The organism is Amycolatopsis sp. AA4 (genome assembly GCF_002796545.1).
In the GTDB taxonomy this organism is placed as follows: domain Bacteria; phylum Actinomycetota; class Actinomycetes; order Mycobacteriales; family Pseudonocardiaceae; genus Amycolatopsis.
The window spans coordinates 1,730,195-1,746,794 of the sequence record NZ_CP024894.1 but is presented as its reverse complement, the minus strand read 5'-3'; the positions used below and the strand labels follow the sequence as shown (position 1 = coordinate 1,746,794).

Below are 16,600 nucleotides of genomic sequence, written 5' to 3'. Positions count from 1 at the left end.
TCGCGAAATCCTTTACACGAACCGGCGCCGTCCGGACAGTGCGCCGAACACCATCTGCGTCACCATCACCACCAGCAGCACGATCAACGACACCGTCCAACTGCCCGTCGCGTCGTGCAGCAGACCGAACACGAACGGGCCCACCGCCGCCAGCAGGTAACCGAAACCCTGCGCCATTCCCGACAACCGCGCCGTTTCGGCGCCGGTGCGGGCGCGCAGTGCGATCACCGTCAGGGCCAGCGAGAAGACGCTCATCCCGATGCCGAGCAGGATGCTCCACAGCAGCGGCGAGAATCCGGGCGCGATGACGAGACCGAGCATCCCGGCCGCGCCGAAGACGCCCATTCCGACGATCCACGGGCTCTGGCTCTTCTGCCGCGCCGCGATCGGCGGGATCACCAGGCTGATCGGCACCGCGATCACCGAGATCAGGCCGAGCAGCAAACCGGCGTCGGCCTTGCTGACGCCCGCGTCGATGAAGACCTGCGGCAGCCAGCCCATCACGACGTAGGCGATGAACGACTGCAGGCCGAAGAAGATCGTGACGATCCACGCCAGCGGGCTGCGCATCAGCGACCGAGCGGGAGCCGAACCGGCGGCCGGACGCGGCGGGCGGCCGGTGCCGCGCGAGGCGATCAGCCACGCGACCAGCGCGATCGCCGACAGCACGCCCCAGCTGCCGAGCGCGGCGCGCCAGCCTCCGAGAGCCGATTCCAGCGGCGGGCTCAGCGCGGAACCCGCCGCGCCGCCGCCCTGCAGGGCCGCGGTGTAGACGCCGGTCATGAGCCCGACGCGAGCCGGGAACGAATCCTTGATGACCACCGGGATCAGCACGTTGACCAGCGCGATCCCGGCGGTGGCGACGAGCGTGCCGCCGAGCACGACGTACGGTCCGTCGAGCACCCGCACCACCAGGCCCGCGGTCAGCACCGCCAGCGCGAGGCCGATCGCCGGGCCGATGCCCAGGCGGCGCGACAGCACGGGCGCGGCCAGGCCGGCTCCGGCGAAGCAGAGGCCGGGCAGGGTCGTGAGGATGCTCGCCCACACCGCGGACGCGCCGAGCGTGCCGCGCATTTCCGCGAGCAGCGGGCCGACGCTCGTGATCGCCGGGCGCAGGTTCATCGCCGTCAGCACCACCGCGACCGCCAGCAGCACGCCGCCGGCCACCACGCCCGGCCGGCGACCGGCGGGCACCTCTTCCTCGAGGCTGCCTTCCAGTTCGAGTTCGAGCCGGTCGGAGTAGGTGGCGGTGGACACGGCTGCAGAGTCTCGGGAAGCGGCGGACATGTGCGCTACTATCGCATACATAGGATGATTGGATGAAGGGATCAGGCTGTGCCGTTGGCCACCACCCGCCGCGCCGGACTCGTCGACCAGGTCATCGAGCAGCTGCGCGACGCGGTCACCGCCGGAGAATGGCCGATCGGGCACCGGATCCCGACCGAGCCGGAGCTGTCCGCGCAGCTGGGCGTCGGGCGCAACACGGTCCGCGAGGCCGTGCGCGCGCTGGCGCACACCGGGATCCTGGAAGTCCGCCAGGGCGACGGCACGTACGTGCGCGCGACGAGCGAGGTCTCCGGCGCGATCCGCCGCCTGTGCGGGACGGAACTGCGCGAGGTGCTGCACGTGCGCCGGCTGCTGGAGGTCGAGGGCGCCCGGCTGGCCGCGACCGCGCGCACCGACGCGGACGTGGCCGAACTGCGCGTGCTGCTCGACCGGCGCGACACCGACTGGGACGAAGGCCGCCTCGACGATTTCGCCCGCAGCGACGCGGAATTCCACCAGGTCGTGGTCCGGTGCGGGCACAACGGGCTGCTGCTGGAGCTGTACCGCGGCCTGATGGAAGCGATCACCGCGAGCGTGGCGTCCACTTCGGACAATCCGGAGCACGCGGAGATGATCCGGCACCGGGAACTGGTGGACGCGATCGAAGCCCGCGACGCCGACCGGTCCGCCGCCGAGGCAGCGGGATTCCTGGACGAGCTGATCGCGCGGGCGGAGGACTTGTAGAAATCCGTGAAGGGCTCCTTGAGGGAATCTGATTCCCTCAAGGAGCCCTTCACGGACAGCTCGTCTTACGGGAGGGTCAGGATCTCCGCGCCGTCAGCCGTCACCACGAGGGTGTGCTCGAACTGCGCCGTCCACTTCTTGTCCTTCGTGGTGACCGTCCAGTCGTCGTCCCACAAGTCGTAGTCGATGGTGCCCAGCGTGATCATCGGCTCGATCGTGAAGGTCATGCCCTCCTCGATCAGCGTCTGCACCGACGGCTCCTCGTAGTGCAGCACCGTCGGCGCGGTGTGGAACGCCGGGCCGACGCCATGGCCGGTGAAGTCGCGGACCACGCCGTAGCCGAAGCGCTTCGCGTACGCCTCGATCACCCGGCCGATCACGTTGAGCTGACGGCCCGGGCGGACCGCCTTGATCGCGCGCGCGGTCGCCTCGCGGGTGCGCTCGACCAGGAGCCGCACCTCCTCGGAGACGTCGCCGGCCAGGAAGGTCGCGTTGGTGTCGCCGTGCACGCCGCCGATGTAGGCGGTCACGTCGATGTTGCAGATGTCGCCGTCCTCGATCACCGTCGAGTCCGGGATGCCGTGGCAGATCACCTCGTTCAGCGAGGTGCAGCACGACTTCGGGTAGCCGCGGTAGCCGAGCGTCGACGGATACGCGTGGTGGTCGAGCAGGAACTCGTGCACGACCTTGTCGATGTCGTCGGTGGTCGCGCCCGGCTTGACCGCCTTGCCGCCCTCCTCGAGCGCCTGCGCGGCGATCTTCGACGCGACCCGCATCGCCTCGATGACCTCGGGCGTGCGCACTCCGTTGCCGGTGTCCCGTTTCGGCGCCGGCCGGTCCACGTACTCGGGGCGGGCGATGTCGGCGGGGACGGCACGGCGCGGCGTCTGGACACCGGGCTTCAACGGGGCGCGAACGGACATGTCCCCAGCCTACGACCTCGCCCGGCCGCGGCGCAGCCAGCTCAGAACAGCACGGTCGCGTACTGGCCGACCTGCTGGAACCCGATCCGCCGGTACGCCGCGAGCGCGGGCGCGTTGAACCCGTTCACGTAGAGGCTCGCGGTCCGGCCGAGGCCGTGGACCAGGCGATTCACCACCGCGGCGGTGCCCGCGGTGCCGAGCCCGCTGCCGCGCCGGTCCGGGTGCACCCACACGCCCTGGATCTGGCCGACCCGCGCGGACATCGCGCCGATCTCGGCCTTGAACACGACCTCGCCGTCCTCGAACCGGGCGAACGCGCGGCCGGTGGAGATCAGCTCGCTGACCCGGGCGCGGTAGCTGGCCCCGCCGTCGCCCGCGCGCGGGTCGACGCCGACCTCCTCGATGAACATCGCCACCGCCGCGGGCAGGTAGCGGTCCAGTTCGTGCGGGCGGACGGTGCGGACCTGCGGATCGGCGGGCACCAGCGGGTCGCCTTCGAGCGCCATCAGCGGCTGGTCGCCGCGCACCTCGCGGGCCGGTCCCCATTCCGACGACAGCTCGTCCCACAGCCCGAGCACCTGCGGCGCGGGACCGACGAGCGAAGAGCAGGTGCGCTGGCGGCGCAGGGCGCGGTCGGCGAAGGAGCGCAGCGCCGAAGCGTTGCCGCGCAACGGGATCAGGTTGGGCCCGGCGAAGCACAAACCGGTGAGCCGTCCGGCGCGCACCGGACGGGAATCGGCCGCCCACAGCTCGCCACCGAGCCGCCACGGGTCGAGACCGGCCGCCTCGACCCGGGCGCTGACCATGCAGCTGCCCACCGGGTCGGCGGCGAGCGCAGCGCGCACTGCCGGATAGTCCCGATCGTCGAGCAGCCGTGCACCTGCAAGCCGCAACACGGGGTCCAGAGTGCCAGATGAACCGGGTGAACGGAACGCGAGCCGGCCGACACGCTGAGATGAACGGCCCTCGCACCCGAACGGCGGCGCCCCGGCGGGCTCCGCCACCGACAGTGCTCGAATCGAGCGCGCGCAGGCCGAAGCGCTCCGGAGGTACCCCGCCCGGGCACCTCCGGAGCCTTCCCTGGTGGTCCGTGAGGGGAACCCTGGGGGAATCAGAGTCCGTGCAGGTGGCCCTCACGGACGACTCACTCGCAATGGCCCGCCGAGCCAGCCCCGCCCCGGAGCGAGGTTGTTGTCCGTGAAGGGCTCCTTGCGGGAATCTGATTCCCGCAAGGAGCCCTTCACGGACAGCTCAGCGAGGCCGCGGGACCAGGTGCAGCAGTCGCGAAGCGTGCGGCGCCAGCGTCGCGGTGAAGCTGTCCCGGCTCACGCCCAGGTTCCTATGCGTCCACAGATCCCGCACCGCCGCCGGGCCGCGCAGCCCCAGGTCCTTCCAGGACGCGGTCACCGGAGATTCCGTCGATCCCAGGTTGAACAGCGCGACCGTCACCCCGCCCCGGCCGTCGGGGCTGAACCACACCTGCTGCTCGGTCGCCTGCGAGACCGGCCGCGCCGGCCGTCCGGCCTGGTCGACGGCCAGCACCTCGCGGTTGGTGAGCAGTTTCAGGTCGTCCGGATCAAGTTTGGTCAGGTCGGTGCCGAGCAGCAGCGGCGAGGCTTCGATCGCCCACAGCGTCAGGACGCTCTGCCGCTCGTCCGGGGTGATGCCGTTGGCTTCGCCGTTGCCGACCTCGATGGAGTCCAGGTCGTTCCAGTGCCCCGGACCCGCGTATTGCGTCCATTTCGGAGCGTCGGCGAAGCGGAGTTTGACTCGCACGTCCCAGTTCGTGAGGCCGACGCAGTGCGAGTAGCACTCGATGTCGCCCTCGATCCGCCAGCCGTTGCTGTAGCGCTGCCAGGTCGCGGCCTCGGCGATGCTGAGCGAGTTCGACAGTTCCAAGTGGATCGGACGGCCGGTGGCCTGGACCGCCGCGTGCCACTGCCGGATGTCCTCGCGGTTGTCCGCCGGGATCTTGCCGCCGCCGGGTCCGACGAAGTCCATTTTGATGTAGTCGACGCCCCACGCGGCCAGTTGCCGCGCCTGCGAGCGGACGTACGCGGCCGCGCCGGGCTTGCTGAAGTCGAGCTTCGCGGATTTGTCGTCCGCGGTGTTGCCCGCGCCCGCCATGACGATGTCGTGCACCCGGTACGGAGTGCCCTCGATCGGCGAATCGGCCGCCACCGCTTGCGCCGGGACGCCGGGCACCAGGTAGATGCCGAATTTCAGGCCGCGCTGGTGCAGGTACCGGGCGAGCGAGGCGATGCCGTTCGGGAATTTCTTCGGGTCCGGCGCGACCCGGCCGAACTCGTCGACGTGGTCGTTCCAGCCCGCGTCGATGTTGAGGTACCGATAGCCGTACGCGGCGAGCCGGTCGTGCATCACGTCGGCCTGAGCCTTGATCGTTTCCTCGGTGAATTTCCGGCGCAGCGCGCTCCAGCTGCTCCAGCCCATCGGCGGCGTTCTCGCCACCGGCGTCCAGGACTCGATTGACGGGCTGTCCGCCGCGGCTGTTCCGGCCAGCGTTCCGAAGAGCACCGCTACCGCCGCGGCCAGCACACCGATCCGACTTCGCTTCATCGCGACCACCTCTCCCGGGGATCGCTTCGTTGTACGCGCGCCGGAGCGCCGACAGCAATGATTCATCGGATCACTGACCGCTAACCGGGACGGAACCCGCCGACCGGATCAACCCTGTTCACCACCGTGAATGCCAAGAAAATTCGCTCGCGACCTCTCGACACGCTCCGGAATAGATCCTATCTTTCTCTCGGCGCGGCTCGCGTCGTTCAGTGGCGAACACGGAGGTCCCGGATGAAGCTCAGACCAGCGCGCTCCCTCGGGTTAGCCGCGGCGGTGGTGGCGGCGACCGCGCTGCTGCCCGCCGGCGCGGCCGCGGCGTGGCCGGGCAGCCAGGACGTGTACGTCTCGCCGTGGGGCAACGATTCCGGGTCCGGGGCCGTCTGGTCGCCGGTCCGCACGCTCCCCCGCGCCCAGCAGCTGGTCCGGCAGCGCGCCGCGCGCCTGAACTCCGACCTGACCGTGCACGTCGCTTCCGGCACCTACCGGCTCGACAAGCCGCTGCAACTCGACGCGACGGATTCCGGCACGAATGGCCACCGGATCGTCTGGCAGGGTTCGCCGGGCACCGTGGTCAGCGGCGGCAAGCAGGTCACCGGCTGGCGTCCGGTCGCCGGACGGCCCGGGCTCTACTCCGCCCCCGCGCCCGCCGGGCTGGACAACACGCGCCAGCTGTACGTCGACGGCGTCCGCGCGCAGCGAGCGTCCGGCCGGCTTCCGGTGACGGTGAAGGCGACCGACACCGGGTACACCGCGTCCGCGGACACCATGGCGCACTGGCGAAACCCGAGCGACCTCGAACTGGTGTACACCAGCGGCGAGGAGCTGTGGAACGTCGAGCGCAACGGCCTCGGCCAGTGGACCGAGCCGCGCTGTCCGATCGCCTCGGCGCAGGGCACGACGATCACTATGGCGCAGCCGTGCTGGGACAACTCGACCCGGCGCGTGATGTTCGCCGACATCCCCGGCCGTTCGGTCAACATGGTCGGCCCGGGCGATCTCACCAACGGACGGCAACCGTCCTATGTGGAGAATGCGTTCGAGCTGCTGGACACCCCCGGCGAGTGGTATCTCGACCGCTCCGCGCACACCGTGTACTACCTGCCGCGCAAGGGCGAGAACCTGCACTGGGCCGACGTCGAGATGCCCGCGCTGGAGAAGCTCGTGGACGGGCGGGGCACCGCCGAGGCGCCGGTCCACGACATCTCTTTCCGCGGCATCCAGTTCTCCTATGCGACCTGGCTCGAACCTTCGTCGGGGGAAGGGTTCTCCGAAATCCAGGCCGGCTACCGGATCACCGGCGAACGCGGCTGGGCCACGCAAGGCCTGTGCCAGTTCACGCCCGGCGGCGCCTGCCCGTACGCGGACTGGACGAAGGAACCCGGCAACGTCTCGATTTCGCACGGGCACCGGATCGAGTTCCAGGACACCGTCTTCGCCCACCTGGGCGCGGCCGGGCTCGACCTCGGCGAGGGCGCGCAGGACAGCAGCGTCTCCGACAGCGTCTTCACTGATATCTCCGGCAATGGCGTCGAAATCGGCGGCGTCAGCAAGCCCGCGGCGGCCGGCGCGGACCTGACCGCGCGGGTCAAGGTGACCAACAACCACCTGTACGGCATGCCGCGCGAATTCACCGGCGGAGTGCCGATCGTCAACGGGTACTCGCAGGACAATGTGGTGTCGCACAACCAGATCGACCACGTCGCGTACTCCGGCATCTCGATGGGCTGGGGCGGCTGGCCGGACAAGATCAAGCAGGCCGCGACGCCGAACGTCTCGCGCAACAACGTGGTGTCGAACAACCTGATCCACGACTACATGCTTTCGCTGGACGACGGCGGCGGCGTCTACACGCAGGGCATCACCGGCCCGTCGCAGGCCGAGGGCGAGAAGGTGACCGGGAACGTCATCTACGACCAGTGGGGCCTCGGCAAGTCCGTCTACACCGACAACGGCTGCACCTACGAAACCGTTTCCGGCAACGTGCTTTACCACGCGGCGTACGCCAACGTCGCCTCCACGCACGTCGACTACCGCGACTCGCTCGGCAACAACGACCCGACCGTCATCTCCGGCAATTACTGGGAGCAGGGCGATCCGGACGGCAACAAGAAGGGCGTCGTCACCTCCGGCAACCACCTGCTGAACAACCCGGCCGCCGCGCCTAAGTCCATTGTGGACAACGCGGGGATCGAGCCGGGCCACCGTTCGGTGCTGGACCGCCGGATCGACGGCGCGTCCGCTCCGCAGGCTCCGACGCGGATCGGCACGTTCTCGGTGTCCGGCCAGCTGTACGCGACCTGGAACCCGACCGTCGCGGAAAACGGCGCTCCGGTGCAGGACTACCTGCTGACCGCTTCGGACGGCAAGCACACCGTCACGAGTTCGGTGTCCGCCAAGGACTTCGCGCGCACTGGGTACACGGTGATCCCGAAGCTGACGGACGGCCAGACGTACACGGTCACGGTCGCCGCGCGCAACCGGTACGGCGTCGGCTTGCCGTCGCTGCCGTCGGCACCGGTCACCGTCGCGCCGCCGGGCACGCAGCTCGCGGCCGTCCCGACCGGGGCGAAGGCGCTGCCGAGCACCGACGCGGCGAGCATCCGCTGGACGCCGCCGAAGGAAACCGGGTCGACCCCGGTGATCGGCTACCGGATCACCGTGTCCGACGGCCGCACCATCGAGGTCACCGGCCGCGACACGATCGTCAGCCAGCCCACGCAGAAGGGCCTGACCCGCGTCGTGGACGGGTTGAAATCCGGGACCGCGTATACGTTCACCATCGCCGCCGTCACCGGTAACGGCGTCGGTCCCGCGGTGACGGTGCAAACCACCACCGCGTAACCGGTTGATCGGCGCGTACCGGACCTCCCTGCCGGTGCGCGCCGATCACCCCACGCGGAACGCCCGCCGATACGCCCCCGGCGTCGTCCCCACCTGCGCCCGGAAGCGGCGGCGCAAGTTCACCGCCGACGCCAGGCCGACCCGCGTCGCGATCGCGTCCACCGGCAGATCCGTCTCCTCCAGCAGCCGCCGCGCCTCCGCCACCCGCCGCGACAGCAACCACGCGCCCGGGCTCGTCCCCAGCTGGTCCGCGAACCGGCGGGCCAGCGTTCGCGGGGAAATCCGCAAGTAGGCAGCCAAATCCTCGACCGAGAGCGGCGTGCCCAACCGCTCCTCGGCCCACTCGAGCAGCCCGCCCAACGCGTCCGCGGACGCTTGCGGCGGCGCGTACTGCACCTGCCCGCCCTCGCGATGCGTCGGCATCACCATGTGCCGCGAGACGAGCGCCGCGTGCGCCGCGCCGTGATCCCGGCGGACCAGGTGCAGGCACAAATCGATGCCCGCACCCGCGCCCGCGCTCGTCGCGACGTCGCCGTGGTCGACGTACAGCACGTCCGGTTCCACGCGTACTGCCGGGAAATCCCGTTGCAACTGCTCGGCGCGCGCCCAGTGCGTCGTAGCCGATCTTCCGTCGAGCAGCCCGGTCTGCGCGAGCGCGAAGACGCCCGAGCAGATCGTGACCAGCCGCGCGCCTCGTTTGTGCGCGTTCAGCAACGCCCGGCGCACCTTCGGCGAAAGCGGCGTCTCGACCGGGAGCCAGCCCGGGATCAGCACCGTGTCGGCCGTGGCGAGCCGGGAAAGCCCGCCGGACACGTGCATCGCGTACCCGGCCGACGTCGGCACCGGACCGGGATTCTCGGTGCATACCTCGAATTCGTAGTACTGCGGGACGCCGTCCCTGGGCGTGCCGAACACTTCGGCGCCGCAGCCGAGTTCGAACGTCGACTGCACCGGCCGGACGAGAGCCACCACGCGATGCATGGCAAGAAAGTACCCCATGACGTCTTTTCAGACACTGTCCCGCGCGCGTACGGGACGCCAGCCTGGGACCATGCTCTCTGAAATCCTTGCTCAGCCGGGCTACACGTCGGTCCCGGTCGACGAAGCCCCGGTGAAGGACCTGTTCCCCGGCATCCGCCTCCGCCCGCTGTGGAAGGGCGAAAACGGCGCGCACGCCAACGTGGTCGAGTTCGATCCCGGCAGCACATGGCCGGAACGCGACGTGCACGAGCCGGGTCCCGAAGAGGTCTTCGTCGTCTCCGGCACCTTCAACGACGGCGCCCGCGACTACCCGGCCGGCACGTTCATCCACGCCCCCGCCGGTTCGTGGCACGTCCCGGCCACGGAGACCGGCTGCACGCTGTTCGTCTTCTACCCCGAGGGCTAAGCGCCCCGGTAACTCCCGATCGTCCAAGCGTTCCCCTCGGGATCGCGGACGGTGAACGTGTGCGAGCCGTAGTCGGTGTCGTGCAGCTCCAGGCTGATTTCGGCACCGGCTTCGCGCACGCGAGCGTAAATCTCGTCGACCCGGTCCGAGACCACGTACACCGCGCTGGCACCGGGTTTCATCTCGTCGTGCACGCCGTCGGCTGGGCCGCCGCAGCTGCCCAGCATCACGGCACCGCCTTCCGGCCAACGGAGTTCAGCGTGCGCGACGCCGTGTTCTCCGGGGACCACGAGGGTTTCTTCGAAGCCGAGGACGTCGGCGAGGAAGCGGATCGCGGCTTTGGCGTCGTTGTAGCGGAAGGCTGGCCAGACGGTCGGTTGTGGTGTCATGGCACCGATTCTGTGGCGGGGAGCTTCGTCTCGTCTTGGAGAAACGGGAGCTCCTCCGCCATCCAAGTCCGCGGCGAACACCCCGCCAACGCTCGCCACTCGTTCGAAAAGTGCGCCTGGTCGTAATACCCCGCCGCACAAGCAATCCCGGCCAGATCACGATGCCCGGTACGCAGCAACCGAACCGCGCGCTCGAACCGCAAAACCCGCGCCGCCTGTTTCGGGGCCAACCCCAGCTCCGCGCGGAACCGCTCCCCCAGATGCCGACGGCTCCAACCGACCTCGTCCGCCAATTCGCCGACCCGCAGCAACCCGCCGCTGCGCCGCAACTGATGCCAGGCCCGGTTCAGCTCCGGCGGCGGATCCGTCCGCTCGACGGCCCGCGCGGCCAGCACCTCGTCCAGGATCGCGAACCGGGCACCCCAATCCGCCGCCGAGGCCAGCCGGTCCGGCAACTGGGCCAGGTCGGCGCCGAAGTCGGCCAGGTCGGTGACCCGGCCGGTCAGCTCCGCGGCCGTGACGCCCAGCAGCGTCCGCGCGCCCAGCGGATCCAGCTCCAGCTGCACGCCGCGCTGCACGCGGTCCTGCGTGATCAGCGCGGGTTCGGTGTGCAGGCCGCCGACCACGCTCTGCAGTGCTCCCGCGCCGGCCAGCCCGGCGTAGCGGATCGGTTCTTCCAGGCTGATCACGAGCGTGAGGTGCCGCGACGGCAACCCGCGGTGCACCTCGAGGGTGACGTTCTCCTGCGCGTAGCCGACGTACCGCGTGACCAGGCCCCGCAGCACCGGATGCGGCGGACGGGCGGCCCAGCTGTGACTCACGCGACCAGGCTAGCCCGGAAGCGCCCGGATTCTGCTACCACGGGAGAGCGGTCCCCACGACGAGGAGAAGCCCGATGACGATCCAGGAACAGGCGCAGCAGCTCGAACTGCTGGCCGACCAGGTGCCGACCGGCATCGCCCTCGCCACCAAGGGCGAACTGGAAGACCTGCAGGCCCAGGTGCTCGGCCTGCTCGGCGAAACCGGCACCGCGACCGCGATCCAGGGTTCGGTGCAGATCGCGATCCGGCAGATCGACGAGGTCGCGGCGTCGCTGGAGAACGTCCGGATCCAGATCCGCGAGGCCGCCCAGCATCACCTGCGCGGCTGACGTAGCCGCACAGGCCGGTGAGTTCGCCTCGGTCGCGCTGGCCGACGTCGTGCGCGAGTATCGCCGACCGGAACGCAGCGGCGCTGTTCACTCCGGCGGTGGTGACCGACGCTTCCGACGGGTTGATCGCCCATCTGCACGGGCTCAACCTCCATCGCGCATGGAGCTGGCAATGGGTCGGGGCGGCATGGCCTATTACGCGTTGCTCCTGCTGAGCGACGAGCGCGGAGATTAGCTCTCCGGCAACGGATCCCGATGCTCCGCCCGCAACCCGTCCAGTGAAACCTGCAGCACCCGGTTCCACAGGTGCGGCCGATCAGCGTCCGTGCACTGCGCCGCGTACCCCAGCGAGATCAGCAGCAGCACCAAATCCTCCGTAGTAACCCCAGGCCGCAACAACCCCTCCGCCCGGATCCGCAGCTCCTCCAGAACCGCGCGGAGCTTCGGGATCCCCGTCGGATCCGGGTCCGTCCACGTCAGCGCGAAGCTCTCCATGATCGCGCGGTGCTGGGCGCAGCCGGACAACGCCTGCCGGTAGAAGTCGGTCAGCGCCGCCCACGGGTCTTCCGCCTCGATCGCTGCCTGGCGCGCCGACTCGGCCCACTGGGAGAAGCCCTGGTCCAGGACCGTCCGGACGAGGTCTTCCTTCTTCGGGAAATGCCGGTACAGCGTCCCCATCCCGACGCCGCTGCGCCGGGCGATTTCGCGGACGTCGACCGCGGCTCCCTGTTCCGCCATGACCTCGGCGGCGGCTTCGACGATTGCCTCCCGGTTGCGGATCGCGTCCGCGCGCAGGGCGCGGCGGCGGGCGGGGGTGTGCGGTTCAGCCACGGCCATGCGGCGAGCATACCCGCTTACCTGGAGCACCTGCTCCGTCTAGTGTGCTACTTTGCGGAGCAAGTGCTCCGCCTAGCGAAGGAGATGCCCGTGCCGACCCTCGAAGACTGGAATGTCCGGATTCTCGCCGAAGTCCGGGAGAACGCCGGATATGTCGCGTGGAGCAGTCCGGAGGAATCCGCGGCCGGTCGGCCCATTCCGCCGCATCTGCCGGGATTTCCGGAAAAGGGGATGCCGCTGATTCTCGTGCACCACGTCGGGGCGAAAACCGGGAAACCGCGGATCAGCCCGCTGTTCTACCAGCCGGTCGGCGACAGCTGGGCGATCTTCGGCACGCACGGCGGCAGCCCGCGCGATCCCGCGTGGTACCGCAATCTCATGGCGAACCCGCGGACCGTCGTCGAGGCAGGCGGGGAAGAAATCCCCGTCGAAGCGCGGCTGACCGCAGGGGAAGAACGCGCCAGGATCTGGGCGGCTCAGGTCGCGGCGGTGCCGATCTTCGCCCAATTCGAGGAAGCTTCCGGGAGACAGATCCCGGTCGTGCTGCTGGAACGCCGCTGAAAAAGAAAGGGCTCCTCGACCGAAGCCGAGGAGCCCTTTCGCAATGGAAACTCAGCCGACGGTGACGCTCGGCGTGCCCTCGCCGATCGACTCGCCGGATTCCTCGGCGATCCGCATGGCCTCTTCGATCAGGGTCTCCACGATCGCGTGCTCGGGCACGGTCTTGATGACCTCGCCCTTCACGAAGATCTGGCCCTTGCCGTTGCCGGACGCGACACCCAGGTCGGCCTCGCGGGCCTCGCCGGGACCGTTCACGACGCAGCCCATCACCGCGACGCGCAGCGGGATTTCCATGCCCTCCAGCCCGGCGGTGACCTGGTCGGCGAGCGTGTACACGTCCACCTGCGCGCGTCCGCACGACGGGCACGACACGATCTCCAGCTTCCGCGGCCGCAGGTTCAGCGACTGCAGGATCTGCGCGCCGACCTTGACCTCCTCCACCGGCGGCGCGGACAGCGACACCCGGATGGTGTCGCCGATGCCCTGGCGCAGCAGCGCGCCGAACGCGACGGCGGACTTGATCGTGCCCTGGAACGCGGGCCCGGCCTCGGTGACGCCGAGGTGCAGCGGGTAGTCGCACTGTTCGGCGAGGATCTCGTAGGCGCGCACCATCACGACCGGGTCGTTGTGCTTGACCGAGATCTTGATGTCGTGGAAATCGTGCTCGGCGAACAGCGACGCCTCCCACATCGCCGATTCGGCGAGCGCTTCCGGGGTGGCCTTGCCGTACTTCTCGAGCAGCCGCTTGTCGAGCGACCCGGCGTTGACGCCGATCCGGATCGGCGTGCCGTGGTCCTTCGCGGCCTGCGCGATCTCCTTGACCTGGTCGTCGAACTTGCGGATGTTGCCCGGGTTCACCCGGACCGCGGCGCAGCCCGCCTCGATCGCGGCGAACACGTACTTGGGCTGGAAGTGGATGTCGGCGATCACCGGGATCTGCGACTTCTTCGCGATCGCGGGCAGCGCCTCGGCGTCGTCGGCCGACGGGCACGCGACGCGCACGATGTCGCAGCCGGCCGCGGTCAGCTCGGCGATCTGCTGCAGGGTGGCGTTGACGTCGGAGGTCAGCGTCGTGGTCATCGACTGCACCGAGATCGGGTGGTCGCTGCCGACTCCCACCGACCCCACCATCAGCTGGCGGGTCTTGCGACGCTCGGAGAGAACGGGCGGGGGCAGAGCGGGCATACCTAACGCGACGGTCACGCTTCCAGCGTACCCACCTCACCCGGGCGCGGTTCAACGAAGTCAGCCGACGCGGTGAGCAGCGTTACCCCCGGTCGGGCGGCCGGGCACGCGCGCGTGACCCGGCCGGTGCGCGCGGTTACTGCAGGCGGATCGGATTGACGATGTCGGCCGTCACGGTGAGCAGCGTGACGCCGCCGCCGATCACCACCAGCACCATCGTGATCGCGGACAGCTTCGTGTAGTCGACCGGGCCGCCCGCGGGTTTGCCGCGCAGGCCGCGCAGCCAGTCGCGCACCCGCTCGTACCAGACGATCGCGATGTGGCCGCCGTCCATCGGCAGCAGCGGCAGCAGGTTGAACACGCCGATGAAGAAGTTCAGGCTGGCCAGCAGCAGCAGGAAGACCTGCCACAGCCCGGCCTCGACCGCCTCGCCGCCGAGCCGGCTCGCGCCGACGACGCTGACCGGGGTGTCCGGGTCGCGCTCGCCGCCGAAGATCGAGTTGAAGACGGCCGGGATGCGCTTCGGGAAGGCCATCAGCCCGTCCCACGTGCGGGCGAACATGTCGCCGGTGAACGACGCCGCGCCGCCGAACGCGCCGAGCACGCTGTAGTGGAGGGCCGTGGCCTTGGCGATGCCCACCGCGCCGACCTTCTCGGTGCCGCCCTTCGCGGCGGGCCGGACCACCGTCGGGATGTCGACGACGAACGTGCGCTCGGCCCCGTCGCGCAGCACGACCACCGGGACCGGGCCGGAGAGCGACCTCACCTGGGCGACCATGTCGTCCCAGGTCGGAGTGGGCTTGCCCGCGACCGACAGCACCTGGTCGCCCGGAAGGAGCCCCGCCTTCTTGGCGGGAGCCGGGTCGCCCGGTTTGCACACCGGGTTGTTGGCCTGGTCGACCGTGGTGGCGTTCTGCACGCAGTCGGAGATCTGCGCGGCGATCGGCTTCCTGTCCACGTTCGGCAGGCCCATGGTCGCGGCCATGACGAAGAGCACGATGAAGCCGAGCAAGAAGTGCGTGATGGAACCGGCCGACATCACGACGGTCCGCTTCCACGCCTTGAACCGCCACATCGCGCGCGGCGCCTCTTCCGGGGTGACCTCGTCGAGCGCGGTCATGCCCGCGATGTCGCAAAAGCCGCCGAGCGGGATCGCCTTGAGGCCGTATTCGGTGTCGCCGCGCCGGAAGGAGAACACCGTCGGGCCGAAGCCGACGAAGTACCGGCGGACCCGCATCCCGAACATCCGGGCGGTGACCATGTGGCCCGCTTCGTGCAACGCCACCGAAACACAGATCGCGAGCGCGAAAAGCACCACGCCGATCACATAGGCAAGCACGGGCCTTGCACCTCACCCCTCAGCCGCGGCCCGCGATGCGGTGGCGGCAGGTTCGTCGTCTTCCACGGCTCCAGGCGGTGAGACCACCCGAGAAAGTTCCGGGTTCAAGTATCCGCCGCCAGCGTGAAACCAGTGTTGCATCGACCGGCGCGGCTTCGCGCACCGGTCGCACTCATCCCAGCAGCTCGGCGGCCCGCGTGCGAGCCCACTGCTCGGCGGCGAGCACGTCCGCGACGTCGCGGGGTTCGCGCCGCCATTCGTCCGCGTCGGACACCACCCGCGACACCGTGTCCACGATCGACAGGAATTTGGCCTTGCCCGCAAGGAAAGCGGCCACCGATTCCTCGTTCGCCGCGTTGTAGACCGCGGGGAGGCAACCGCCCGCGGTACCCGCTTCACGAGCCAGTTCGACGGCCGGGAACGCCTCGTTGTCGACCGGCTCGAAGGTCCAGCTCGCCGCCGTGTCCCACGCGCACGCGGCGGCCGCGCCGGGCACGCGGTGCGGCCAGTTCAGCGCGAGCGCGATCGGCAGCCGCATGTCCGGCGGGCTGGCCTGGGCGATGGTGGAGCCGTCGGCGAAGGTGACCATCGAGTGGACGATCGACTGCGGGTGCACGGTCACGTCGATCCGCGCGGGTTCGACGCCGAACAGCAGCGACGCCTCGATCAGCTCCAGGCCCTTGTTGACGAGGGTGGCCGAGTTGATGGTGATCAACCGGCCCATCGACCACGTCGGGTGCGCCATCGCCTGTTCGACGGTGACCTCGCCGAGGTCCTCCCGCTTCTTTCCCCGGAACGGGCCGCCGGACGCGGTGAGCACGAGCCGCGCGACCTCGTTGTCCTCGCCGGAACGCAGCGCCTGCGCCATCGCCGAATGCTCGGAATCGACCGGCACCAGCTGTCCCGGCTTCGCGGCGGCGAGCACCAGCGGACCGCCGGCGATGAGGGATTCCTTGTTGGCCAGCGCGAGGGTCGCGCCGGTGGCGAGCGCGCGCAGCGTCGGGTCGAGGCCCTGCGAACCGGGCAGCCCGTTGAGCACGACGTCGACCGGCACCGAATCGATCAGCTCGGCGACCGCGTCCGCACCGGCGAGGATGCGCGGGAGGCGGAATTCGCCCTTCGCGTAGCCCCGGCGCTGGGCCTCGGCATACAGCGCGAGCTGCACGTCTTCGACCGCCGTGGGCTTCGTCACGGCGATGGCCGCTACTTCGTGCGCGATCGCCTGCCGGGCGAGCGCCGCCGGGTCGGAACCGCCGGCGGCGAGGCCGGCGATCGTGAACAAATGCGGGTTACGTGCGGCGACGTCGAGCGCCTGGGTCCCGATCGACCCGGTCGAACCCAGCACGAGGACGCTTCGCGAAGTAGTCATCAGCAAGCATTATGGCCCGGGTCGTGTCC

General features: G+C 69.9%; 17 protein-coding genes. 6 read left to right on the top strand and 11 right to left on the bottom strand.

Going from position 1 to position 16,600, the window contains the following annotated elements:
* Positions 1-12 precede the first annotated feature (12 nt).
* Positions 13-1,287, bottom strand: a complete 1,275-nt coding sequence (locus CU254_RS08385; RefSeq protein WP_050788134.1) for an MFS transporter — start codon at positions 1,285-1,287, stop codon at positions 13-15.
* 48 nt (positions 1,288-1,335) lie between these two features.
* Here CU254_RS08385 and CU254_RS08380 point away from each other — a divergent pair, with 48 nt between their 5' ends.
* The gene (locus CU254_RS08380) at positions 1,336-2,010 is read left to right on the top strand and encodes a FadR/GntR family transcriptional regulator (protein ID WP_037712977.1); all 675 of its coding nucleotides are present in this window, start codon (positions 1,336-1,338) and stop codon (positions 2,008-2,010) included.
* Between the two features lie 65 nt (positions 2,011-2,075).
* On the opposite strand, the gene map is transcribed toward CU254_RS08380, so the two are convergent.
* The 3 genes from map to CU254_RS08365 form a co-directional block, all read right to left on the bottom strand.
* A complete protein-coding gene (map, locus tag CU254_RS08375) occupies positions 2,076-2,933 on the bottom strand; it encodes a type I methionyl aminopeptidase (protein WP_009074619.1) in 858 nt (285 codons plus the stop codon).
* Between the two features lie 41 nt (positions 2,934-2,974).
* Positions 2,975-3,829 carry a GNAT family N-acetyltransferase gene (locus CU254_RS08370; RefSeq protein ID WP_009074617.1) on the bottom strand — a complete coding sequence of 285 codons (855 nt, stop codon included), beginning with the start codon at positions 3,827-3,829 and terminating at the stop codon, positions 2,975-2,977.
* Between the two features lie 355 nt (positions 3,830-4,184).
* A complete protein-coding gene (locus CU254_RS08365) occupies positions 4,185-5,510 on the bottom strand; it encodes a glycoside hydrolase family 27 protein (protein ID WP_199785841.1) in 1,326 nt (441 codons plus the stop codon).
* Between the two features lie 234 nt (positions 5,511-5,744).
* Between CU254_RS08365 and CU254_RS08360 the strand changes: the two genes are divergently transcribed.
* Positions 5,745-8,354 carry a fibronectin type III domain-containing protein gene (locus tag CU254_RS08360; protein ID WP_037712975.1) on the top strand — a complete coding sequence of 870 codons (2,610 nt, stop codon included), beginning with the start codon at positions 5,745-5,747 and terminating at the stop codon, positions 8,352-8,354.
* A gap of 45 nt (positions 8,355-8,399) precedes the next feature.
* On the opposite strand, the gene CU254_RS08355 is transcribed toward CU254_RS08360, so the two are convergent.
* Complete coding sequence (locus CU254_RS08355) at positions 8,400-9,335, bottom strand: GlxA family transcriptional regulator (protein ID WP_037712972.1); 936 nt, start codon at positions 9,333-9,335, stop codon at positions 8,400-8,402.
* 70 nt (positions 9,336-9,405) lie between these two features.
* Between CU254_RS08355 and CU254_RS08350 the strand changes: the two genes are divergently transcribed.
* Positions 9,406-9,741 carry a cupin domain-containing protein gene (locus tag CU254_RS08350; protein ID WP_037712969.1) on the top strand — a complete coding sequence of 112 codons (336 nt, stop codon included), beginning with the start codon at positions 9,406-9,408 and terminating at the stop codon, positions 9,739-9,741.
* Here the strand turns inward: CU254_RS08350 and CU254_RS08345 are convergent.
* Positions 9,738-10,130, bottom strand: coding sequence for a VOC family protein (locus CU254_RS08345; RefSeq protein WP_009074607.1), 393 nt, complete (start codon positions 10,128-10,130; stop codon positions 9,738-9,740). The two genes, CU254_RS08350 and CU254_RS08345, sit on opposite strands and share 4 nt — an antisense overlap.
* Positions 10,127-10,951, bottom strand: a complete 825-nt coding sequence (locus CU254_RS08340; RefSeq protein ID WP_009074605.1) for an AraC family transcriptional regulator — start codon at positions 10,949-10,951, stop codon at positions 10,127-10,129. The genes CU254_RS08345 and CU254_RS08340 overlap by 4 nt, the downstream gene beginning before the upstream one ends.
* A gap of 74 nt (positions 10,952-11,025) precedes the next feature.
* Between CU254_RS08340 and CU254_RS08335 the strand changes: the two genes are divergently transcribed.
* Positions 11,026-11,280 (top strand): hypothetical protein, encoded by a 255-nt coding sequence (locus CU254_RS08335; RefSeq protein ID WP_009074603.1) that lies wholly within the window; start codon positions 11,026-11,028, stop codon positions 11,278-11,280.
* A 17-nt stretch (positions 11,281-11,297) separates the two neighbouring features.
* Positions 11,298-11,495 carry a DUF2891 family protein gene (locus tag CU254_RS44600; protein WP_078560731.1) on the top strand — a complete coding sequence of 66 codons (198 nt, stop codon included), beginning with the start codon at positions 11,298-11,300 and terminating at the stop codon, positions 11,493-11,495.
* Positions 11,496-11,511: 16 nt separating this feature from the next.
* On the opposite strand, the gene CU254_RS08325 is transcribed toward CU254_RS44600, so the two are convergent.
* Positions 11,512-12,117, bottom strand: coding sequence for a TetR/AcrR family transcriptional regulator (locus tag CU254_RS08325; protein ID WP_037712968.1), 606 nt, complete (start codon positions 12,115-12,117; stop codon positions 11,512-11,514).
* Positions 12,118-12,207: 90 nt separating this feature from the next.
* Here CU254_RS08325 and CU254_RS08320 point away from each other — a divergent pair, with 90 nt between their 5' ends.
* Entirely contained in the window at positions 12,208-12,678 is a 471-nt protein-coding gene (locus CU254_RS08320; RefSeq protein ID WP_009074598.1) for a nitroreductase/quinone reductase family protein, read from the top strand.
* A 51-nt stretch (positions 12,679-12,729) separates the two neighbouring features.
* Here the strand turns inward: CU254_RS08320 and ispG are convergent, their stop codons facing one another.
* The 3 genes from ispG to dxr form a co-directional block, all read right to left on the bottom strand.
* Positions 12,730-13,881 carry a flavodoxin-dependent (E)-4-hydroxy-3-methylbut-2-enyl-diphosphate synthase gene (gene ispG, locus CU254_RS08315; RefSeq protein WP_009074595.1) on the bottom strand — a complete coding sequence of 384 codons (1,152 nt, stop codon included), beginning with the start codon at positions 13,879-13,881 and terminating at the stop codon, positions 12,730-12,732.
* A gap of 118 nt (positions 13,882-13,999) precedes the next feature.
* Complete coding sequence (locus CU254_RS08310; RefSeq protein ID WP_009074594.1) at positions 14,000-15,202, bottom strand: RIP metalloprotease; 1,203 nt, start codon at positions 15,200-15,202, stop codon at positions 14,000-14,002.
* A gap of 172 nt (positions 15,203-15,374) precedes the next feature.
* On the bottom strand, positions 15,375-16,571 hold the full coding sequence (dxr, locus tag CU254_RS08305) for a 1-deoxy-D-xylulose-5-phosphate reductoisomerase (protein ID WP_009074592.1): 1,197 nt from the start codon (positions 16,569-16,571) through the stop codon (positions 15,375-15,377).
* Positions 16,572-16,600 lie beyond the last annotated feature (29 nt).